21 protein-coding genes are annotated in these 20575 nt (G+C 57.1%); 4 read left to right on the forward strand and 17 right to left on the reverse strand.

Features of this window, described 5'->3' with window-relative positions:
* Window positions 1-70: 70 nt before the first annotated feature.
* The 13 genes from FQ179_RS21715 to FQ179_RS21775 all read right to left on the reverse strand — a co-directional run bounded on the left by FQ179_RS21715 (window position 71) and on the right by FQ179_RS21775 (window position 10786).
* The gene (locus FQ179_RS21715) at window positions 71-1603 is read right to left on the reverse strand and encodes a Do family serine endopeptidase (protein WP_149399767.1); all 1533 of its coding nucleotides are present in this window, start codon (window positions 1601-1603) and stop codon (window positions 71-73) included.
* Between the two features lie 22 nt (window positions 1604-1625).
* Window positions 1626-2699, reverse strand: a complete 1074-nt coding sequence (locus FQ179_RS21720) for a MucB/RseB C-terminal domain-containing protein (RefSeq protein WP_255475103.1) — start codon at window positions 2697-2699, stop codon at window positions 1626-1628.
* On the reverse strand, window positions 2699-3190 hold the full coding sequence (locus tag FQ179_RS21725; RefSeq protein WP_149399768.1) for a sigma-E factor negative regulatory protein: 492 nt from the start codon (window positions 3188-3190) through the stop codon (window positions 2699-2701). The genes FQ179_RS21720 and FQ179_RS21725 overlap by 1 nt, the downstream gene beginning before the upstream one ends.
* A gap of 10 nt (window positions 3191-3200) precedes the next feature.
* On the reverse strand, window positions 3201-3800 hold the full coding sequence (gene rpoE / locus FQ179_RS21730) for an RNA polymerase sigma factor RpoE (RefSeq protein ID WP_149399770.1): 600 nt from the start codon (window positions 3798-3800) through the stop codon (window positions 3201-3203).
* Window positions 3797-4222: a hypothetical protein gene (locus FQ179_RS21735; RefSeq protein WP_149399772.1), complete on the reverse strand. Its 426-nt coding sequence runs from the start codon at window positions 4220-4222 to the stop codon at window positions 3797-3799. The genes rpoE and FQ179_RS21735 overlap by 4 nt, the downstream gene beginning before the upstream one ends.
* A 13-nt stretch (window positions 4223-4235) precedes the next feature.
* Complete coding sequence (fabF, locus tag FQ179_RS21740; RefSeq protein ID WP_149399774.1) at window positions 4236-5465, reverse strand: beta-ketoacyl-ACP synthase II; 1230 nt, start codon at window positions 5463-5465, stop codon at window positions 4236-4238.
* Window positions 5466-5618: 153 nt separating this feature from the next.
* Window positions 5619-5858 (reverse strand): acyl carrier protein, encoded by a 240-nt coding sequence (gene acpP / locus FQ179_RS21745; RefSeq protein ID WP_013742768.1) that lies wholly within the window; start codon window positions 5856-5858, stop codon window positions 5619-5621.
* Between the two features lie 182 nt (window positions 5859-6040).
* Window positions 6041-6781 (reverse strand): 3-oxoacyl-ACP reductase FabG, encoded by a 741-nt coding sequence (fabG, locus tag FQ179_RS21750; protein ID WP_149399776.1) that lies wholly within the window; start codon window positions 6779-6781, stop codon window positions 6041-6043.
* A gap of 4 nt (window positions 6782-6785) precedes the next feature.
* Window positions 6786-7718 carry an ACP S-malonyltransferase gene (gene fabD / locus FQ179_RS21755; RefSeq protein ID WP_149399778.1) on the reverse strand — a complete coding sequence of 311 codons (933 nt, stop codon included), beginning with the start codon at window positions 7716-7718 and terminating at the stop codon, window positions 6786-6788.
* An 11-nt stretch (window positions 7719-7729) separates the two neighbouring features.
* Entirely contained in the window at window positions 7730-8704 is a 975-nt protein-coding gene (locus FQ179_RS21760) for a beta-ketoacyl-ACP synthase III (RefSeq protein ID WP_149399780.1), read from the reverse strand.
* Between the two features lie 20 nt (window positions 8705-8724).
* A complete protein-coding gene (gene plsX / locus FQ179_RS21765; RefSeq protein WP_149399782.1) occupies window positions 8725-9807 on the reverse strand; it encodes a phosphate acyltransferase PlsX in 1083 nt (360 codons plus the stop codon).
* A gap of 47 nt (window positions 9808-9854) precedes the next feature.
* Window positions 9855-10037 (reverse strand): 50S ribosomal protein L32, encoded by a 183-nt coding sequence (gene rpmF / locus FQ179_RS21770; RefSeq protein WP_149399784.1) that lies wholly within the window; start codon window positions 10035-10037, stop codon window positions 9855-9857.
* A gap of 62 nt (window positions 10038-10099) precedes the next feature.
* Window positions 10100-10786 carry a DUF177 domain-containing protein gene (locus FQ179_RS21775; RefSeq protein WP_149399786.1) on the reverse strand — a complete coding sequence of 229 codons (687 nt, stop codon included), beginning with the start codon at window positions 10784-10786 and terminating at the stop codon, window positions 10100-10102.
* A gap of 103 nt (window positions 10787-10889) precedes the next feature.
* Here FQ179_RS21775 and FQ179_RS21780 point away from each other — a divergent pair, with 103 nt between their 5' ends.
* From FQ179_RS21780 to FQ179_RS21790, 3 genes are read left to right on the forward strand one after another with little or no spacing between them, the layout of a single operon-like run.
* Entirely contained in the window at window positions 10890-11483 is a 594-nt protein-coding gene (locus FQ179_RS21780; protein ID WP_149399788.1) for a Maf family nucleotide pyrophosphatase, read from the forward strand.
* A gap of 32 nt (window positions 11484-11515) precedes the next feature.
* The gene (locus FQ179_RS21785) at window positions 11516-12232 is read left to right on the forward strand and encodes an SAM-dependent methyltransferase (protein WP_149399790.1); all 717 of its coding nucleotides are present in this window, start codon (window positions 11516-11518) and stop codon (window positions 12230-12232) included.
* Between the two features lie 11 nt (window positions 12233-12243).
* Window positions 12244-13137, forward strand: coding sequence for an N-acetylmuramoyl-L-alanine amidase (locus tag FQ179_RS21790; protein WP_149399792.1), 894 nt, complete (start codon window positions 12244-12246; stop codon window positions 13135-13137).
* On the opposite strand, the gene FQ179_RS21795 is transcribed toward FQ179_RS21790, so the two are convergent.
* The 4 genes from FQ179_RS21795 to FQ179_RS21810 all read right to left on the reverse strand — a co-directional run bounded on the left by FQ179_RS21795 (window position 13121) and on the right by FQ179_RS21810 (window position 16519).
* Complete coding sequence (locus tag FQ179_RS21795) at window positions 13121-13777, reverse strand: sulfite oxidase heme-binding subunit YedZ (protein WP_149399794.1); 657 nt, start codon at window positions 13775-13777, stop codon at window positions 13121-13123. The two genes, FQ179_RS21790 and FQ179_RS21795, sit on opposite strands and share 17 nt — an antisense overlap.
* A gap of 3 nt (window positions 13778-13780) precedes the next feature.
* Window positions 13781-14746 carry a protein-methionine-sulfoxide reductase catalytic subunit MsrP gene (gene msrP / locus FQ179_RS21800; RefSeq protein WP_149399796.1) on the reverse strand — a complete coding sequence of 322 codons (966 nt, stop codon included), beginning with the start codon at window positions 14744-14746 and terminating at the stop codon, window positions 13781-13783.
* Between the two features lie 169 nt (window positions 14747-14915).
* Complete coding sequence (locus tag FQ179_RS21805) at window positions 14916-15569, reverse strand: HAD-IA family hydrolase (RefSeq protein ID WP_149399798.1); 654 nt, start codon at window positions 15567-15569, stop codon at window positions 14916-14918.
* A complete protein-coding gene (locus tag FQ179_RS21810; protein ID WP_149399799.1) occupies window positions 15566-16519 on the reverse strand; it encodes an RluA family pseudouridine synthase in 954 nt (317 codons plus the stop codon). The genes FQ179_RS21805 and FQ179_RS21810 overlap by 4 nt, the downstream gene beginning before the upstream one ends.
* A 494-nt stretch (window positions 16520-17013) precedes the next feature.
* On the opposite strand from FQ179_RS21810, the gene FQ179_RS21815 reads away from it, so the two are divergent.
* A complete protein-coding gene (locus FQ179_RS21815) occupies window positions 17014-20490 on the forward strand; it encodes an Rne/Rng family ribonuclease (RefSeq protein ID WP_149399801.1) in 3477 nt (1158 codons plus the stop codon).
* The last annotated feature ends 85 nt before the right edge of the window (window positions 20491-20575 follow it).

Raw genomic sequence — 20575 nt, forward strand, 5'->3', positions numbered from 1 at the left:
AAAAACCAAAAAAAGGGAACGCCAGGGGGCGCTCCCTTTTGCTTTACGCCATTTTAGCCGTTTCTACGGATTATTTTTCAGGCGTAACGGTGAGCCACTGTGATTGATCACCGCGGACAACCAACAGAGCAGCTGCGCGAGACTTAGGAAGCCCCGACACGACCTTTGCAAACTGCTCAGGCCCCTTGATATCAACATCGTTGATGGTCACGATGATATCACCCGCAGCAATACCTGCTTCAGCAGCTGGGCCAGTAGCCTCGACCACCTGCACACCGCCCTCGTGAGGCAACTGAGCATCGGAGGATGACGTGTCGACTTCTGTCACCTTTAAGCCCAGCGCATCAACGGGAGACTCTTGCGGTGCCTTTTCACTTGTCTTGACGCTGGCTGCGTCGCTAGCTGACGGCATTTCAGCGACCGTAACGGTGAGTTTTTGCTCCTTACCCTTGCGCCATACTTCCATATCGACGCGATTACCGGGCTTGGTGCTGCCTACAATACGCGGCAAGTCAGTCATGTGTTCGATCTTTTTACCATCGAATTTAATAATGACGTCACCCGCCCGTATGCCTGCCTTGGCTGCAGGGCCATCTTTTTCAACATTACTTACCATGGCGCCATCGGCTTGATCGAGGCCAATTGCCTTGGCGACCTCATCAGAGACCGGGCCAATCTGCACACCGATGCGACCACGCGTTACCTTGCCGTGAGCCTTGAGCTGCTCAACCACACGCATGGTTTCATCAATAGGAATGGCCAGTGAAATACCCATGAAGCCACCACTTTGCGAGATAATCTGCGAATTCACGCCGACGACTTCGCCTGCCAGATTGATGAGCGGGCCACCCGAGTTACCCGGATTGACCGCAACGTCAGTCTGGATGAACGGCAGATAGTCACCCGTATCACGATTAATGGCGCTGATAATGCCTGAGGTAACCGTAGAATCAAGGCCGAACGGTGAACCTATTGCCAGCACCCACTGCCCTTTCTTGAGCTTGTTTGAGTCGCCAATTGGCAGCGGCGTAAGCCCGTGGGCATCTATTTTTATAAGGGCTATGTCGGTACGTGCATCACTACCGATGACTTTGGCTGGGTACTCTTTGCCAGAGGTAAGGGTTACGAATATGCCATTGGACTTATCGACCACATGGTAGTTGGTAAGTATGTAACCATCAGCCGAGATAATAAAGCCCGACCCTACGCCGCGAGGCACTGTGCGCTCCTGCGGTGCTGCCTGAGGTGCCGCACCACGATTGCCACGGTCGCCGCGTTCGCCGCGCTTGCCCGGCATGCCTGGAGGCACTGCATCGGGACCAAAAAACCACTTGAACAGTTCATAGGGATCGGTTGAACCGCCCGGCCCCATACCCTGACCGCGCACAGGCACCGCCTCGGTAGTTCGGATATTAACGACAGACCCCTCGGTTTTGGCAACGACACTGGTAAAGTCTGGAACAGACAACACAGGAACCGGCGTCGCCGTGACCACGGGCGCAGTCGTTTCTGCGCCCACTGACGAGCATGCAACAAGCAGGCTGGCCGAGGCACATACTGCGAAGCGTTTGAGCTTACTATTTCCAAGGTAATCGGAAAGCATAGGGAACTCCGTTGTTAGAAACTTAATTATTCAAAGTTTGAGTCGGCGGCACGTATTCGGTGCGCTCGACCAGTTCACGCAGAGTTTGCGCTGGCACCTCTCCCAGGGCTGTCAGCCAATGATCACCAACACGGGTGCTAAATATATTCATCGCGCCAGTACTGGCCACCTCGTTGCCGTTTCGGGGACCTTTCTCAGCCCCCATAGGCTCGATAAAAATAGACACGGCTGCCAGACCATCGGCCAGCACCAGTTGGCTTACCTGACGCCCATGCTTCATGGTACGTACAGCCTGCACAACAGGTTGATACCCCGGCGGGTACGGAATGCGCCAACCCTTTTTTGATAGGTCGATGGGTGTCATGGCAGACTGAACCACCTTCCACCCGTCAGTTTTCAAACTGGACTCAAGGCCTTCAGGCGACACCTGCTTGCCAAGGCTAAGCGCATTGAACGCAATCTGGTCAATCATGCCATGGCTACCAACCACCTGGGCTTTGAGCAGCAAGTGGGTTTCGGTATCGGCACAAAGACGATAGCCGTAGCGCGCGTCGTCCCGCGGCACCAGCTCGATAAACTGACACTCACGACCCGCTACGCGATAATGCGAACCGCCCGTGCGAATTTGATAAAACTTGGGCAAATTACTGCTGTCACCCAGCAGCAGACCCGGAAAACGGTCACCACGTCGGTCTTCAATAAGAACTACTTTTTTTGACGGCATAAGGCAGCGGCTTTCATCATTATGTCGAATGTACTCGCGCGGCTCGCCGTCAAGCAGCTCAATGCGCTCGCGCTCGCCGGTGCCGTCAACCATGTGCACAATACGCGATGACACCATCGCCTGCCCCTGCTGGTACGTGTATACCCCGGAGTAATCAAGGGTTCGCGCTGCCGTCTGAATTTGTTGCAGGATGGCGACCGCTTGCTGGGCCGCGACCTCGTCACTGCTGGGCTCCGCCGCCCTCGCCGGCGTGGTGATTACCCACGCCAGCGCACATGCAATAGCCAACATACGCGAAGCATGACGAGCGACCCTCATGCCCGCATCACCATGCCCACCATGGCCAGAAGTGAGACAAGCCCCCGTAGTCATTAGCGAGACACCTCGAATGAAGCCTGGCGCACCGGGCTGGCGCCAACAATTTCGCGATGCGCATCGAGATAGTCAGCGAGACGCGTATCGTCGCCCGAAGAGGCCAGCACCTGAACATTTGACGGCCCTGACGTGCTGGGGAAAAAATAAGGCGATGCAACCCATGCCACCGACGCCATGGCGGCCACAACGGCCAGCCCCGACAGGCTTGTGCGCATAAGCGCATGACGGCTGATGCGTGGTGCAACAATATGCGGCTCGGCGTCTATGGCTTTGGAAATTCGCGCGTAAAACAGATCGGAAGGCTTGATGGCAAGCTCTTCATTGCGCATTGCATCGCCGATCAGGTGATAGGTATCCCAAACATGCCTCCCATAGGGGGAATCGAGCTCTTCAGGACGTATTTCGCCCTCGCCGTCTACCCAGGACGAAACGGAGGCTTCCCAGGATGCCTGCTCCTGGTCTTGATGGGACTGCTTGGCGACTTGCATTTAGTGCTCCTTACCAGCGACGATCAGAGTCGTTGCCCAAAACGGGACGCAACTGAGCTGAAATGGCTTCACGGGCGCGAAAAATTCTCGAACGCACGGTACCAATAGGACAACCCATAGTTTGCGCAATATCTTCATAGCTCAGGCCTTCGATCTCGCGCAACACGATAGCGGTGCGCAGTTCTTCGGGCAGTGCGTTCATGGCAGCGTTGACCGTTTCGACGATTTGACGGCTCGCTACCATGGACTCTGGAGTGCTATTGTCGGTTAGGTTATCAATTCGGCTAAAAGTTTCACCATCTTCGTCAACACGTTCATTTAATGTGACGGGACGGCGAGCGCTGGCCGCCTGCCAGTTACGCGCCGTATTGATGGCGATGCGATACAGCCACGTATAAAACGCGCTATCGCCCCGAAACTGGGGCAAAGCGCGATATGCCTTGATAAAGGCTTCTTGGGCGACATCTTCGACTTCGGCCGGATCACGAATCATGCGTGATAGCAGCCGCATTATTTTGCGCTGGTACTTAAGCACCAGCAGGTCGAAGGCACGCTTGTCGCCACGCTGTACGCGAGCCACCAGTTGGGCATCGACATCGCGTTCACTCATGGGCCTTCCTTTTTGAGGGCGCGGCGAGGCATGACAGCCTGCCTTGCTACCTGGGTACGCAGCGAACGCCAAGCTGTGCCCGCCAGAGAATGCTTCCAGATTACCAGATCAACTCGCCCCTGCGGTACGCGGGGCGCTACAGCGGCCGACAGCGCCGCACTATTACGTGGCCAGACCACACCAGACGGAGTCGCCGAAACAGCGACACCGTTTTGAGCAGGCAAAAAACGCAAGGTAAGCCACGCTGGAGTTTGCCAAACCCTGGCCAATCGCAGATAGCCCTGGATGGCCGGACCGGCCTGCCAAAGCCCGTTGGCATGCAGGGTAAGCGTGCCTGAATAATGGAACTGACGACGCGTCAGGGCGTTGAATAACGCCAACTGACGCGTCTGCTTGACAGGCCATTGGTAAAGCAAGGACACGCAGTGTCTCAGCCTAGACCCTCCGGACGATCATGGAGCCGTTCGTGCCGCCAAAGCCAAACGAGTTGGACAGCGCGATATCGATCTTTAGATCTCGTGCCTCGTTGGCGCAGTAGTCGAGATCGCAGTCGGGGTCTTGATTGAAAATATTGATGGTGGGGGGAGACACTTGGTTGTACACAGCCAGTGTGGTAAACACGGCCTCAACCCCGCCCGCCGCGCCCAACAAATGGCCAGTCATGGACTTGGTGGAATTGACAACCAGCTTTTTGGCATAGTCGCCGAACGCGAGTTTGAGCGCCTCGGTTTCGTTTCTGTCGCCCAGTGGCGTGGAAGTACCGTGTGCATTGATGTACTGCACCTGATCGGCGTTAATGCCGCCACTGCGCAACGCATTGACCATGCCTCGGCGCGGACCGTCGCGGTCAGGCGACGTAATGTGATGCGCATCTGAGCTCATGCCATATCCGACCAGCTCACCGTAAATGCGAGCCCCACGCTTGCGGGCATGCTCGTATTCTTCGAGGACCAGCGCACCTGCGCCTTCGCCCAGTACAAAGCCATCGCGATCGCGATCCCATGGGCGCGACGCCGTTTGAGGGTCGTCATTGCGCGTGGAAAGTGCACGCATGGCTGCGAAACCGCCCACGCCCAGCGGCGAGACAGTTGCCTCAGCCCCTCCGGCAATCATGACGTCGGCATCGCCGTATTCAATAAGCCTGCCCGCATCGCCAATGGAGTGCAGCCCCGTCGTGCAGGCAGACACGACCGCATAGCTGGGGCCCTTGAGCCCAAGCTTGATGGACAGTTGACCAGATATAAGGTTGATGAGGGAAGCCGGCACGAAGAAGGGTGAAATTCGACGCGCGCCCCGCTGGAGATATTCGATTTGGGTTTCTTCAATGCGGGGTAAACCGCCGATGCCCGACCCCAGAATAACGCCACAGCGTTCGGCGGCAGACTCGGAGGGTTCATAGCCGGCGTCACGCCAGGCCTGCACGCCAGCAGCCACGCCGTAATGGATGAAGGTATCCATTTGCTTGGCTTCTTTTGAAGACATGTACTGCGTAACGTCGAAACCTTTGACTTCACCCGCAATATGGGAGTTCAGCTCGGAAGGATCAAAACGCGTGATGCGGCCTATGCCCGAACGCCCATTGACGATATTGTCCCAAGCGCTGTCAATATCGTTGCCGACTGGCGAAACAATACCCAAACCGGTAATGACGACACGTCGTTTCACGGATGACTCCTGAAAAAAAAAGCGGTTTAAAGTGAACAGGCGCAGCGCCAAGCCACAGCATTAAAATGCTTGGCCAGGACAGCGGGACCATTCCCTAGAAACCGCCTTGGGGGTTGCGCAGCGGTAAACCGGGGCGCACCCGAAAAGTTGATATTACTGTTTGCTATGCGACGAGATGTAATCGACAGCTTGCTGAACCGTCGTGATTTTCTCGGCCTCTTCGTCCGGAATTTCGGTTTCAAATTCATCTTCGAGTGCCATCACGAGCTCGACCATGTCGAGCGAATCGGCACCGAGGTCGTCAAGGAAGGAAGATTCGTTTTTGATCTCGGCTTCGTTAACGCCAAGTTGTTCAGCGACGATCTTCTTGACGCGCTGTTCGATGCTTTCCATGCAGATCTCCAAGTAGGGAAAATTCCCGCGAATTATAGCCAAACGAATGAGTTATTGGTGCTGGCCATGACAAAAAAAAGGCATGCCGGCGAAGGGGGGGTGCCAAAATGGCGCTTGGCCCCGGCGCGGAACACCTGTGAATTGAACAGATTTTACCCTACGAGAGGGCCTCTGTTCGTTAATTACATATACATACCACCATTGACGTGCAACGTGGTGCCAGTAACATAGCCAGCCTGCGGGCTAGCCAGAAAGGAAACCGCAGCCGCTACGTCTTCGGCATCGCCCAGCCGCGCAAGCGGAATCTGGGCCAAAATTGCAGCCGTTTGTGTCTCGTTAAGGGCTCGGGTCATATCAGTATCAATAAACCCTGGCGCTACGCAGTTTACCGTAATATTGCGACTGCCCAGCTCGCGCGCCAGTGCGCGGCTTAGCCCGGCCACGCCAGCTTTGGCTGCCGCATAATTGGCCTGCCCAGGGTTGCCGACCGATCCAATGACTGAAGTAATATTGATGATGCGACCGCCACGCGCCTTCATCATGGCTTTCATGACTGCACGCGACAGGCGAAACACCGACGTCAGGTTGGTATCAAGTACGGCTTGCCAATCATCATCTTTAAGCCGCATGGCAAGGTTGTCACGCGTAATGCCGGCATTATTGACCAAAATATGTGGCGCGCCGTCCCGGCCCAGCTCAGCAGCCAGCATGTCGCAAGCCTGAGCATCATTAACATTAAGCACGACACCACGCCCGCCGCTTTCGGCAAGCATGTCGCTGATAGCCTGTGCACCCGCCTCAGAGGTGGCCGTACCCACTACCGTGGCACCGTTGGCCGCCAGCTTGAGCGCTATCGCTTTGCCTATGCCACGAGTGGCGCCCGTGACGAGCGCGGTCTTTCCTTCGAGTTGCCGGTCTGACATCTTTTTATTCCTTGAGTGAGTCGAGTGCGATCTGCAGCGATGCCGGATCAGTGACCGACAAGCTGACAAGATCGCGCTCTATGCGTTTGGTGAGACCAGACAACACTTTACCCGGCCCGCACTCGATCACGTGAGTTACACCCATTGTCTTCATGGCCTGAATCGTTTCAACCCAACGCACGGGATGCCAGGCTTGCCGCACCAATGCGTCTTTAATGTCGGCGGCCTGCGTCGGGCTGGCAACATCAACGTTGTTGATCAACGTAATTGCTGGCTCGCCCACGTTGACATCTGCCAGCGCCTGCTCAAGCACCTTGGCGGCTGGCTGTAGCAAACTAGAGTGAAATGGTGCCGATACAGACAACACAAGCGCGCGCTTGGCGCCATTTTCTTTAGCCAGCTGACAGGCGCGCTCAACCGCTGCTTTATGGCCGGCAATAACGACCTGTGCTGGCGCATTGAAATTGACAGCTTCTACCACCTGCCCCTGAGCTGCCTGCTCACAGACCGACTGGACATCGTCGTCGGACAAACCAAGAATGGCCGCCATGCCGCCTGTGCCGACGGGCACTGCCGCTTGCATGGCGTCTGCGCGAATACGCACCAGGCGCACGGCATCTTCGACGCCGAGTGCATCTGCAGCGACCAGCGCCGAGTATTCGCCCAGACTGTGCCCAGCCACCAGATCGGGACGTCGGCCACCAGCATCGAGCCAGGCGTGATAAATGGCTACGGCGGCCGTAAGCATGACCGGCTGGGTATTGGTTGTGAGATTAAGATCGTCGGACGGGCCAGTTGCGATCAACGCGGCCAGATCTTGCTCAAGAGCACCTGATGCCCGGCTGACGACATCAGCCACTGTAGCATTGCCCGACCAGGCATCAAGCATGCCTACTGACTGTGAACCCTGCCCCGGAAAGACAAAAGCAATTTTCATTATTGTTAACCCTAAATTTTCACCAAAATGGAACCCCAGGTGAAACCGCCTCCAACACCCTGCATTAGCACAGTGTCGCCAGCCTTGATGCGCCCATCGCGGCGCGCCACGTCAAATGCCAGAGGCACGCTTGCGGCGGAAGTATTGGCATGCTGGTCTACGGTAATGACCACGCGGTCGTCGCCTATACCCAGCCTGCGCCCCAGAAAATTGATAATGCGAACATTGGCCTGATGCGGCACCAGCCAGTTTACGTCGTCGAGCGACACGCCTGCCTGGTCACATACGTCATGCGCCGATTTGGTCAGCGATGTGACGGCCAGCTTGAATACAGCCTGACCGTCCATGCGCAAGAAAGGGTCACCCACGACTTTGCCATGCGATACATTGCCTGCGGCACAAAGTATGCCCATTTGGCGGCCGTCGGCATTAAGCTGCGCCGCAATAATGCCAGGTTCTTCAGACGCCCGAAGTACGACTGCACCGGCACCATCGCCAAAAAGCACACACGTACCGCGATCGCTCCAGTCCAGGATACTGGAAAACACTTCAGCACCAATGACCAGCGCTGTCTTTGATCGACCCGCGCGGATGAATGCATCGGCGGTGGCGAGTGCATAGACGAAACCACTACATACCGCCTGGACATCAAAGGCGGCACCGCCCGGCGCATTCAGGTTGGCTTGAACCAGACAGGCAGTGCTCGGAAAGACAAAATCAGGCGTGGACGTGGCGACGATAATGAGGTCAACCTCGGCGGCCTCGATACCGGCGTTTTCGAGCGCGGCCTGCGCCGCCCAAGTTGCGAGCTGGCTGGTGGTCATGTCGGCATCAGCTATATGCCGTTGCCTGATACCCGTGCGCTCTCGTATCCATGTATCGGAAGTTTCGATATGGCGAGACGCCAGATCAGCGGCCAGGTCATCGTTACTGACGATCCGAGGAGGCAAATAACCCCCTGACCCAATTATCTTGGCATAAGGCATAGTGGTTTCCGAACACCTGGCTACGGCACAGGATCTGATAAATCGTTGGGAATATTCGCTGACGTCTGCGCCGCCTCTTGGAGGCTCTGACGAAGCTCGTCAATGGCACGTGTTGTACCATCAAGCAGCCCGTTTTGCACAGCCTCGCGTGCACGCCGCAGCGCGTACCCAAAGGCATAGGCGTCAGCCGACCCATGGCTTTTGAAAACTATACCGCGCAAACCCAGCAACGCAGCACCGTTGTAGCGCCGATTATCGACACGGTCGCGCAGGCGGTTGAGCACCGGTTTGGCCATGAGCCCAGAAATCAGGGTAAACATGTTGCGCTTGAACTCAGCCCGCATCATGGTACTAACCATCTTGGCGACGCCTTCGATAGACTTAAGCACCACGTTGCCGACAAAACCATCACACACGATGACGTTGACAGTACCCTTGCAGATATCATCGCCTTCGACATTGCCATAAAAATTGAGCCCGCTGCCACGCAGCAGTTCTGCTGCGCGCTTGACGACCTCGTTACCCTTAATGACCTCTTGGCCAATATTGAGCAAGCCGATGGTGGGCCGGGGCTGCCTGTCTACCGTGGACGCCAGCGCAGAACCCATAATGGCAAACTGCAGCAGATGCTCAGCCGTACAGTCAACGTTGGCGCCAAGGTCGAGCACCGTGGTGGCACCGCCCTTCTGGTTAGGAATAGACGTGGCAATGGCCGGCCGATCGATGCCGTCGAGCGTTTTAAGTATGTAGCGCGATATCGCCATCCATGCACCGGTATTGCCTGCCGAAATGCACGCGTCGGCCCGACCATCTTTGACAGCCTGGACAGCTACCCGCATAGAAGAGTCTTTCTTGCGACGCAGAGCAATCTCGACGGAATCATCCATGAGAACGACTTCTGAGGCCGGAAGAATTTCGTACCAGTCTTTGCCGAGACACCCCTGCTCTCGCAAATGGGCCTCGATGGCAACCGGATCGCCCGCAAGCAGAAAACGGGTATCAGGATTACTTTGGGCGAACTGCACGGCGGCCGGTATGGTAACCGGCAAACCGACATCACCGCCCATGCAATCGATGGCGATCCGAATTGTATTTGCGGACATCAGGCGCACCACCCTTGGCTGTTACAGCGTGAGCGCACGATGAGGTATTACTCGTCGTTCTTGGTGTTGAAGATTTTGCGACCACGATAAAAGCCGTTAGGGCTGATGTGGTGACGCAGATGAAGCTCACCCGTGGTGGGCTCGACAGCCGTTGCGGGCGTCGAGATGGAATCGTGCGAACGGCGCATGTTGCGCTTGGACGGACTTTTTTTGTTTTGCTGGACGGCCATGACTACTCCTGAAAGCGGATCGCTATTGTACGCGATAGTCCGCAAGTTAAAACTGCGTTAGATCAATGATTCTTAAGCTTGCCCAGCGCCGCAAAAGGCGACGACGGGGTATCGTCATCATCGGCTTCATGCAACGGAGCCGGCAATGACGGGCAAATTTCATGCTTGGGCACGTAAGGCAGGCCAAGGATGATTTCATCTTCGACCAACCCCAGCACATCAAGGCGCCTTGTGCCCACAATGCGCTCGACGACCTCACCCGTGCTTTCGTCGTGCGCCTCTTGCGCTTCGAGTTCGGCCTCAGATTTCATTACCTGAAGAAGGTTGTCGACATCAACCTGCAGGGCGAAGGGCTGCATGCACCGCTGGCATTCAATGACTGGCTGGGCATTTGCCACAACGTGAACCCATTGCCTGCCCTGCATGTCAGTTTTGCCCGCTACAGACCACTGCACCTCGCTGCCTGGCAACTGAGTAGGCAAATCGCCCACAAGCCGCGCAAACTGCATGATCGGTGTATGGTCTTCAAAGGCTCGCCCCTGACGAGCAAGCTCGGCGGTATCAACAAACAGGCCTTCAGCATGCCCTGCCAGCTGATGGGCTTGACGCCCCCCTGCAAGCGATTTATCGTGCTCGACCTCGGGCAGTGTTTGTTCATGCTGCCCTGGTGGCTGCGGTGCCTCAGGTTTTGATGCCGCCGCTGCCTGCTGGCTTGGCGTGCCCTGAGTATCGTGCTGCTTCTTGGCCACGCGATAATCCCCCACCTTGCCGTGCTTTCGCACACAAGGAAAACGTTAGATAATACCGTGTTCCGGCTTTTACAGTCAAACCAAACAGGTCCAAACCCTTCTCATGCGTCTCATCCTCGCATCAAGTTCAACATATCGCCAACAAATGCTTGAGCGGCTGGGCATTCCATTTGCCGCCATAGCTCCTATGGTGGACGAAACCCCACGGGCCGACGAAACACCTGCGACACTCGCTCAAAGGCTATCGGTAGCCAAAGCGCTCGCGGTCTCGTCAGAACACCCCGACGCCGTTGTCATAGGCTCAGACCAGGTTGCCACCATCGATGGCGAGCCCATCGGCAAGCCTGGCAGTTACGATCGTGCCCACGCCCAGCTTCAGCAGCTTTCGGGCCAAACGGTACAATTTCACAGCGCTTTGTGCGTAACGAATGGTCAGCGCACTGAAGTAGATGATGTAGTTACCGTGTGCAGGTTCCGCACGTTAAGCAACGACGAAATCGTCGCCTATCTTGAGCGTGAGCAGCCATTTGATACCGCCGGAAGCGCCAAGGCCGAAAGCCTGGGCATTGCCTTGATGGAATCCATGCGCTCTGACGACCCCACTGCCATCATCGGCCTGCCCCTTATTGCCCTGGCGCGCATGTTGCGCAGCTTTGGCATGAACCCGCTCACGCACGGCTGGCCCCCTCGGGCCTGACCATTAATCCTCGCTTATTGTATGTGGCCATCATGAAACCTTCCGGCATTCTGCACCTTATACCCGTCAGCCTGGGCGAAGCTCCTCCCGAAACCTGGCTGCCACAGGCCGTACACGAAACAGCCAGCCGGCTCAACACGTACATTGCTGAAAACGCCAAAACCGCGCGCGCTTTTCTTAAACAAATCAGTACGCTCACGCCCCTGCAAGAAATCACCATCCACACGCTTACCGACAAAATTCAAGAACCGCAGATGCGCGAGTGGTTGCAACCCTTGGCCGAAGGCGGCGAAATCGGGCTGGTATCCGAAGCGGGGTGCCCGGCTGTTGCCGACCCTGGCGCACGGGTCGTGGCATTGGCACACAACATGGGCATAAGCGTCAAACCGTGGGTAGGCCCCTCATCCATTTTGCTCAGTCTCATGGCCAGCGGCCTCGAAGGACAGCGCTTCGCATTTCATGGCTATGCGCCAGTGGAGCCCACCGCACGCGCCCGCCAGATCAAAGAGTGGGAGGCTAGCTCCAAAAAGCTTGAACAGACCCAGATCTTCATCGAAACGCCTTATCGTAATGACGCTATGTTCGACACGCTTAAAAAAACACTACAGGGCAACACCCGGCTCTGTGTTGCCCGCGCACTAACAACCGGGCAAGAGTGGGTTCAAACACATACCGTCGCGCATTGGAAAACCCTGGCAACACCCGATCTTGCAAAAAAGCCCACGATCTTTTTGTTTCTGGCTGGGTGATAATGGCAATCATGAACACGCAGCCTCAACACCCCAACCGCCTCTCGGGTACCAATCTGGCTTGTGTGGCGTCAACCCGTACTGCCCGGCGCGCGTGGCACACTTTTGCGGTACTGGCCCTGCCAGTGCTATTGGCCGCCTGTGCCTCGCGCGGGCCGCAAGGCCTCAGTATTGACCAAAGCGTACAGGCAAAAAGCCAGAACAGCCGGGTATCCACCATTGTGCTGCACTACACCTCTGCAAACAACGAGGCCTCGCTGCGCATACTCTCAGAGCGCAATGTCAGCGCACACTATCTGGTTACCGATGAGGCCAAACCTCATGTTTATCAACTCGTGAACGAAAACCGCCGAGCCTGGCATGCAGGCGTCAGCGAATGGTATGGCCGCAGCGACCTGAACAGCACGTCGATCGGCATAGAAATCGTTAACCAGGGCCTTATGAGCAGCCCTCGTTCAGGCTACTTGCAAGGGCCTGGTGCCGACAAATGGGACGATTACTCGACGCAACAAGCGCGCACCCTGGTCGCACTGATCAAAGACATCATGACCCGCCACCAAATCAAGCCTGAAAACATTGTCGGGCATAGCGATGTAGCCCCTCAGCGCAAAATCGACCCGGGTCCGCTGTTTCCGTGGCGTGCGCTGGCAGAACAAGGCGTTGGACGGTGGTATGACGACACACTTGCCCGAAAATACGCCGCCGAGTTCCTTCTAAATGGTTTGCCACCCATAAGCTGGGTGCAGGCAGAACTGCGTAGGGTGGGCTACACCACACCTGACAGCGGCATGCTCGACAAGGCCACCATCAATGCGTTGGGGGCGTTCCAGATGCATTACCGCCCCGCACGGCATGACGGTCGGCCCGATGCAGAAACGCTGGGGATGCTTAAGGCACTACCCTAACCGGTGCAGCCGCTGCGGTGGCAAGACGCCGTCTGATCACATAAACCAGCCGCAGCGCAAGCAATACAGCCAGCACCGCGCCATAGGTATACGGTTCGACAAAATCATTCTTACCAGCGCGCACCAACCAGAAATGCCAAACTGAAAGCGCGGCAATCAGATACACGCTGCGGTGCAATCGCTGCCAAAGAGGCCCAAGCCTGCGCATCCAGCCGTGTGTTGAAGTTAGCGCCAGTGGAAGCAACATCACAAACGCGACCATACCCACGGTTATAAACGTGCGCTGCACTGTATCCTGCCACATGGCGGCAAGCGAGAGCCCGCGTTCCCATAGCGCCCAACCAAACAAATGCAGACAGGTATAGAAAAACGAAAATAAACCCGCCATACGCCGCAGCCGCACCAGGGCTGGCTGCCCCACGAGGCGACGCAAGGGCGTGATGGCCAGGGTAATCAGCAAAGCCACCAATGCCCAGATGCCCGAGGAACGGATCAGGAATTCGGGTGGGTTGGCAGTTAGCCCGCCGGCCAAGCCGAGCCACAACCAGCGCCCCAGCGGATAAAGCATAAGCAGAAAGAAGAATGGCTTGACGCGGCCTACCTGGCGCGCACTCCAATTGGACGCTGCTGTGGTAGCCATCAATCAGTACCAGCGCTTAAGATCCATACCCTGGTACAGGGAACTGACCTCGTCTGCGTAACCGTTGAACATCAGTGTATCGACCCTGGGCGCAAAGAAACCGTCACCTATGCGTCTTTCGGTGGCCTGGCTCCAACGCGGATGCGGCACTGTCGGGTTCACGTTGCCGTAAAAGCCGTACTCGCTGGGAGCGACCTTGTTCCAGCTTGTTTCAGGCATTTTCTCAGACAGTACGATACGCACAATTGACTTGCCTGACTTGAAACCGTATTTCCAGGGGATGGCCACACGCATGGGGGCACCGTTCTGACCTGGCAGCGCCTTACCATAAACCCCAAACACCAGCATGGTCAGAGGATGCATGGCCTCATCAATGCGCAACGCTTCAACGTACGGCCAGTCAAGAATACGGCTGCTAAGGCCCCGCATGTTTTCGGGCTGCTCTGCCGTAACAAATGACACATAGCGGGCACGACTAGTAGGGTCTACTTTTTTGAGCAATGCCGACAGCGAATAGCCCGTCCAGGGGATCACCATAGACCAAGCCTCAACGCAACGCATGCGATACACCCGCTCTTCGAGCGGCGCGAGCTTGAGCAAGTCGTCAATATCAAACACTTGAGGCTTGCCGACTTCCCCTTCTACGCTGACCGTCCAAGGCCTGAGAACCATAGCCCCGGCGTAGTCCGCTGGGTCACTTTTGCCGGTGCCGAATTCATAAAAATTGTTATATGAAATAACGTCCTGCTCAGCGGTTGGCGCGCGCATGAGCTGATACGATGGGTTGGGCGTAGCCACGAGCGGCGTTCGCGCATCAGTGGGGCTGGCGGCCAGGGCAGGCATGATGCTGCCGGCGCCCAGCGCAAGTGCCCCCACCCCCATTTGGCGCATCCACTGCCGTCGCGCGAGCCAAACGTGTTCAGGCGTAATACTGGAAGGAGGGAGACCTGGCGGCTTGATCGATGGCATAAATGAGTTTTCCTTGGGCAGGTGGGGGCTATCTGCGTAAGACACCAGAATACCCGACTAGTTCCTGCCTGAGTGTCACCATCGCGGTTTTCACTGCACGATTGTTCTGACCTGAGCCGGGCGCTTCAGGCCTGTACCCGCTGAGCCATCAAACTGACAGTGCGCCAGATCAAACGCGGTCAAGCAACCAGGCTTGCATTTCAGGCACACTGGAAACCATAACGGTAGGCTGCGCCTTGACCAGTGTGGGCTTATCATGCGCACCGTAGGTAACCGCCATGCAGTCAACGCCCGCAGCTAGCGCCATCTGGATGTCATGCGTGGTATCGCCAACCATTAGTACCTGCTCGGGGCGAAGTGCGCGTGCTTCCATGATTTCAAGCAGCATGCCAGGATGCGGCTTACCGAAAGACTCATCGGCGCAGCGTGTAATGTCGAAACACTCATGCAATTGCGTGCTGGCCAGAACGCGATTAAGGCCTACACGGCTCTTTCCCGTGGCCACGCCCAGCGTTACTGCACGCGATCTCAATGTGGTAATAAGCTCGGGGATACCGTCAAACAGCTTTATTTGCGTGTCCCGCCCCAGAAAATGATACCGGTAGCGCTCAAGAAACAATGGCAACTGCTCGGCTGTAAGAGCAGGCACGCAGCGGTACAGCGCACTTTCAAGCGACAGCCCAATGACCCAGGCAGCATCTTGGGCAGAGGGCACCGGAAGGCTGACATCGGCACAGGCCATTTGTATGGCTGACACGATGGAATGCGTCGAATCCATGACCGTGCCATCCCAGTCAAAGATAACAGCAGAATAATGCTTCACGAAGTTTGCTCCAGATAATCAAGAATTTTCATACAGTCGGGCGGAAGAGGTGCAACCAAGTTTAACGGCTCGCCCGTGATCGGGTGAGGAATATCCAGCCGCCCGGCATGCAGAAACATACGGCGAAAGCCCAGCTTGAAAAAGCGGTCGCGCACGTCGTCAGACCCGTATTTTTCATCGCCCACAATAGGGTAGCCTGCGGATGCCAGATGTACGCGAATCTGATGGGTACGCCCGGTGCGCAGTTCGGCCCCCAACAGGCTGTAACGACCATAACGCTTCTGTAACGTCACTATGGTGTGCGCCACCTTTCCTTCAGCATCTACGCGCACGCGACGCTCGCCCGACGCGGTCAGCCATTTGAGCAGTGGCTGGCGCATGTGCTGTCTGTCATTGACCCAATCACCCACTACCAGAGCCTGGTAATGCTTGCGGCCTTCACTTTCGCGCAACATGTCGTGTAAACGCAACAACGCCTTGCGCTGCTTGGCAATCATGAGCAGACCCGAGGTTTCACGATCAAGGCGGTGCGCCAGCTCGAGAAGGAGGGCGTCGGGCCGCGCCGCACGCATCTGTTCAATGACACCGAACGACACACCACTGCCACCATGCACGGCAACGCCTGCCGGCTTGTTGATGACAACCATGGCGTCATCCTCGAACACCACAGGAAAGACCATGGGCGGTACGCTGCGGGCTTCGTCAGCCTGGGGCAACCGCATGGGCGGCACACGCACCAGGTCGCCGGCAACCAAACGGTATTCGGCATTAATGCGTCCTTTATTTACCCTGACCTCGCCACCGCGTATGGCTTTGTAAAGATGACTTTTTGGTACGCCTTTGCAAAGCCGGATGAGAAAATTGTCGATGCGTTGTCCCGCCTGTTCGGCGTGAATCTCGACAAACCGCACGCTGGGAGCCGGGCTTTTAGCATTAACTGTTTTACGCATAGGGAAAAGGGGAATATAATCGCGTCAGCCTATAGAAGCTGAAAGAAGCCAAACGTAGAGATGCAAGGGTGCGTCTCCGTTGGGCGATAAGGACATATTGTATGCCTGGGTTTCAGCTTCTGGGTCATTAGGTCGCCGGGGCAGCTCCGGTATGCAGCAAGTGGTGCGGCAGATTTGCCGGCTTCCTGCATCGTTGCTGGCACCCGCGTGCGACGCTGAATCTTTTGCAGAATTTGTCATCTTTTGTATGCACCAGCCGCGAAATAAACCACGCGACTGACGTTCCCAGCAACCTCTGTCAATCCACTATAGTGAACCAGATCATCCTGCTGACTGAACCTCGTACCCACAGGTGCGCCGTGCCTTCCAGACACCCGGAGGGCACTGCCTGACACGTGTCAGCCAGGCCTTCTTTGCAGATTTAGCGCCACACACCGAGTGACCCGCGGTCGTGCGCCGATTTACGGTGCGCCATGACTACGGAGAATCACCTCATGAAAAGAATGTTGTTCAATGCGACGCACCAAGAAGAACTACGCGTCGCTATCGTCGATGGTCAGAAACTCATCGACCTCGACATCGAGACTGCCGGGCGCGAACAGCGCAAAGGCAATATCTATAAAGGCGTCATAACCCGTATCGAGCCAGGTCTGGAAGCTTGCTTCGTTAACTACGGTGAAGATCGCCACGGCTTCCTGCCCTTTAAAGAAGTCGCACGTACCTATTTCAAAGAGGGTGTCGATGTGCGCAGCGCGCGCATCCAGGATGCCCTGGCTGAAGGCCAGGAACTCATCATCCAGGTAGAAAAGGAAGAGCGCGGCAACAAAGGGGCCGCGCTTACTACATTTATTTCCCTGGCTGGCCGCTATCTTGTACTGATGCCAAACAATCCTCGCGGCGGCGGCGTATCGCGCCGCGTCGAGGGCGAAGACAGGCAAGAACTGCGTGAAACCATGGACAAGCTCGACCTGCCCGCGGGCATGAGCATTATTGCCCGCACCGCAGGCATAGGCCGCGGCGTCGAAGAACTGCAATGGGATCTCTCCTACCTGATGCAGCTCTGGGGTGCCATTGACAGCGCCGCCCGCGACAACCCGGCACCTGTACTCATTTACCTTGAGTCCAGCCTGGTCATCCGCGCCATCCGCGACTACTACTCGCCTGATATCGGTGAAATCCTCATCGACACCGACGACATCCACGAGCAAGCCACCGCCTTCATGAGCGTGGTTATGCCCGACAACGTCCAGCGTGTAAAACGCTATCGTGACGATATCCCCCTGTTCTCACGTTTCCAGATCGAACACCAGATCGAAACGGCCTATTCGCGTACGGTACAGCTGCCATCGGGCGGCTCGGTTGTCATCGACCACACCGAAGCACTCGTGGCCATTGACGTCAACTCGGCGCGTTCCACGCGCGGTGCCGACATCGAAGAAACGGCCATGCGCACCAACCAGGAAGCCGCCGACGAAGTGGCCCGCCAATTGCGCCTGCGCGACCTCGGCGGCCTGATCGTCATCGACTTCATCGATATGGAAGACAACAAAAACCAGCGCGCTGTCGAAACGCGGCTGCGTGATGCGCTCCATTTCGACCGGGCCCGTGTGCAAATGGGCAAAATATCTCGTTTTGGCCTCATGGAGCTCTCGCGTCAGCGCCTGCGCCCCGCCCTGAACGAAGGCTCACACATTACCTGCCCTCGCTGCAACGGCACCGGTGTCGTGCGCGACGCCGAGTCCAGCGCCTTGCAGATTCTGCGACTGCTGCAGGAAGAGGCCATGAAGGAAGGCACAGCCGCCCTGCATGCCCAGGTACCCGTCGAAGTCGCCACATTTCTGCTTAACGAAAAGCGCAGCGACATTGCCAAGATTGAGGCACGCCTCAAGGTTAATCTGGTTCTTATCCCCAACAAAAATCTCGAAACGCCGCATCATCACATCGAACGTCTGCGTCATGATGATCCGCGCCTCGAAGAAGTCAAGACCAGCTTCGAGCTGGTTACCGAGCCAGAAACCCCAACAACCTGGGTGCCCAACAAGGCGCTCGACCAAAAGGCTCGCCCCGAAGCTCTGGTCAAAAGCCTCAGCCACGCACAACCCGCACCGCGCCACGAACCCACCCCAGTGGCAGTGGCTGCAGCCGTCGCTACAACACGTGTTGCGCAAGACGGGCTAGGTCTGTTCAAGCGCATCATCAATTGGCTAACGGGCAGTGCTACATCAACCCAGACAGCCCAGCCAGAAGCCAAACCTGCCAGCGAAACGCCAGCACGCGGCGAGCGCGGTCGCCAGCACCGTAGCGGCGAGCGGCAGCGCGTCGGCGGCGACCGTTCACGCCCCCGTCGCGACCGTCGTCATGACGTCGAGGGCAAGGCAGAGCAAGCGCCGTCCGGCCGTGGTCGTCGTCAGCCAGCGCAAGAACCCCGTCAAGCAAGCGACGCGGTTCAAGATGCGACCACTATCCCAAGCAGCGAAACCTCAGAAACCGAAAACGCGGGTGCAAACACACGCAATAATCGAAACCGGCGCGGTCGTGGCCGCAATCGTCGCAGCGAAACTCAGTCTGATAATGTCGAGCTCGACACCGGTGTACTGCCAGTAGCTGGTGCCGCTGTCGCCGCTAACGTTGAAAACGCCGCCACCATCACAACACCGGCCACGGTGACACCGGTCGCTCAAGCACCGGCTGACCAAGAGGAGCTCGAAAGCCAGGCCCTCGATACCAATGCAGGCGACGACAATTCAGCCGACAATGGTCAGGGCGATCCAGAGCGCAAGCGTCGCCGCCGCCGTAGCCGTCGTGGCCGTCGCAATGGCGAAGGTTCCGCTGCCGAAGCCAGCACTGACATGCAGGAAGATGATGAAAGCTCGTCTGATGAATCAGTCGCTTTTGTATCTCATGAAACGCCTTCCTTCCATCCTGCAGGTTTGCCGCCCATCGCTACCCGCCAGGGAGATCAGTCGCTCAACGCTCAAGAAGCACAGCCCGCTCAACCTGTCAGCACGCGCCAGCGAACAAACCCTGAGCATGCTGAAAAAGTACAAGCAGACGCCGTGTCGGCACAAGCCAACACAGCAGAGGCTGGCCCAAGCGCTATCGCTTCGGCATCTTTGGTCGCCACCGCAGCTGGCAAGGGCACTATCGGTACAGACAGCCCGGCAGCAACAACGACTGACGCGGACACCTCTACCGCTGCACACATTGCTGTCACCAGCAAGCAGTCTGATGAGAAGTCTGTGTCGGCCAACGCATCTGAAGCAACTCCCAAGCACGCAGACGACGCCCAGGCAAAGCCAGCAGCAACTGCTAGCGACCGCGCAGAACCATTGCAAAGTCAGGCTAGCCACGAGCAATCAGCTTCCGCGCCCCAAAAGCCGGCACACGCTACGCCCACCCAGGTCGCTGATGAGCAACTCATGCCCGCAGACATCAGCGAGCAAGCTTCTGCATCGCCGGCAGCCACACACAGCCAACCGGTAGCGGCAAGTACGCCGGCTGAAGCCAAAGAGGTTGCTGTCACAGAAACGCTGGTTGAAGCTAACGCCAATGTGGACACTGCTCAGGCCCAGGCACTGCCTGATGCACCAGTTCAAGCCCAAGCCGACACTCCGGTTCAAGCCCAGGCTAATGCCGAAAAGCCAGCGCAACAGCTCGCCGAACCCGCTGAGGTTGACGAGGTAGCCGGCTCGCTGGCGGCAAGCACCCAAAGCGACGCAGTGCCGGCACATGCCGACACAGATGCCAGCGATGGTAAAGCCACCGCTGAGCAAGCCCAACAGGCAGCAAGCGCTCTAAACGGCAAAACGTCATCACTGGAGCAAATTCTGGCAAATACAGATATGCAGATGGTCGAAACAAAGGCTGTCGCACAGCCCTTGCCAACCACACCGCCAGTGCGCCTTGGTCGGTCACGCAAGCCTGCCACTGTCACTACTGACGAGCCGCTCAAACAGGTAGAAACGCAGTAAACCGTCTACCCTGGCGCGGGCCTTCGTGCTCCGTGCCAGGGCGGCATCAACACCTGGTAAGCAAAAAAACACCCCAAAAGCCTGG

Source organism: Pusillimonas sp. ANT_WB101 (assembly GCF_008369125.1).
Lineage (GTDB): Bacteria > Pseudomonadota > Gammaproteobacteria > Burkholderiales > Burkholderiaceae_B > Allopusillimonas.

Coding starts and splice junctions, on each gene's coding strand:
- FQ179_RS21715 (WP_149399767.1), bottom strand. CDS start 1,603: ATGCTTTCCGATTACCTTGGAAATAGTAAGCTCAAACGCTTCGCAGTA.
- FQ179_RS21720 (WP_255475103.1), bottom strand. CDS start 2,699: ATGACTACGGGGGCTTGTCTCACTTCTGGCCATGGTGGGCATGGTGAT.
- FQ179_RS21725 (WP_149399768.1), bottom strand. CDS start 3,190: ATGCAAGTCGCCAAGCAGTCCCATCAAGACCAGGAGCAGGCATCCTGG.
- rpoE (WP_149399770.1), bottom strand. CDS start 3,800: ATGAGTGAACGCGATGTCGATGCCCAACTGGTGGCTCGCGTACAGCGT.
- acpP (WP_013742768.1), bottom strand. CDS start 5,858: ATGGAAAGCATCGAACAGCGCGTCAAGAAGATCGTCGCTGAACAACTT.
- fabG (WP_149399776.1), bottom strand. CDS start 6,781: ATGTCAGACCGGCAACTCGAAGGAAAGACCGCGCTCGTCACGGGCGCC.
- fabD (WP_149399778.1), bottom strand. CDS start 7,718: ATGAAAATTGCTTTTGTCTTTCCGGGGCAGGGTTCACAGTCAGTAGGC.
- FQ179_RS21760 (WP_149399780.1), bottom strand. CDS start 8,704: ATGCCTTATGCCAAGATAATTGGGTCAGGGGGTTATTTGCCTCCTCGG.
- plsX (WP_149399782.1), bottom strand. CDS start 9,807: ATGTCCGCAAATACAATTCGGATCGCCATCGATTGCATGGGCGGTGAT.
- rpmF (WP_149399784.1), bottom strand. CDS start 10,037: ATGGCCGTCCAGCAAAACAAAAAAAGTCCGTCCAAGCGCAACATGCGC.
- FQ179_RS21780 (WP_149399788.1), top strand. CDS start 10,890: ATGCGTCTCATCCTCGCATCAAGTTCAACATATCGCCAACAAATGCTT.
- FQ179_RS21785 (WP_149399790.1), top strand. CDS start 11,516: ATGAAACCTTCCGGCATTCTGCACCTTATACCCGTCAGCCTGGGCGAA.
- FQ179_RS21790 (WP_149399792.1), top strand. CDS start 12,244: ATGAACACGCAGCCTCAACACCCCAACCGCCTCTCGGGTACCAATCTG.
- FQ179_RS21795 (WP_149399794.1), bottom strand. CDS start 13,777: ATGGCTACCACAGCAGCGTCCAATTGGAGTGCGCGCCAGGTAGGCCGC.
- msrP (WP_149399796.1), bottom strand. CDS start 14,746: ATGCCATCGATCAAGCCGCCAGGTCTCCCTCCTTCCAGTATTACGCCT.
- FQ179_RS21810 (WP_149399799.1), bottom strand. CDS start 16,519: ATGCGTAAAACAGTTAATGCTAAAAGCCCGGCTCCCAGCGTGCGGTTT.
- FQ179_RS21815 (WP_149399801.1), top strand. CDS start 17,014: ATGAAAAGAATGTTGTTCAATGCGACGCACCAAGAAGAACTACGCGTC.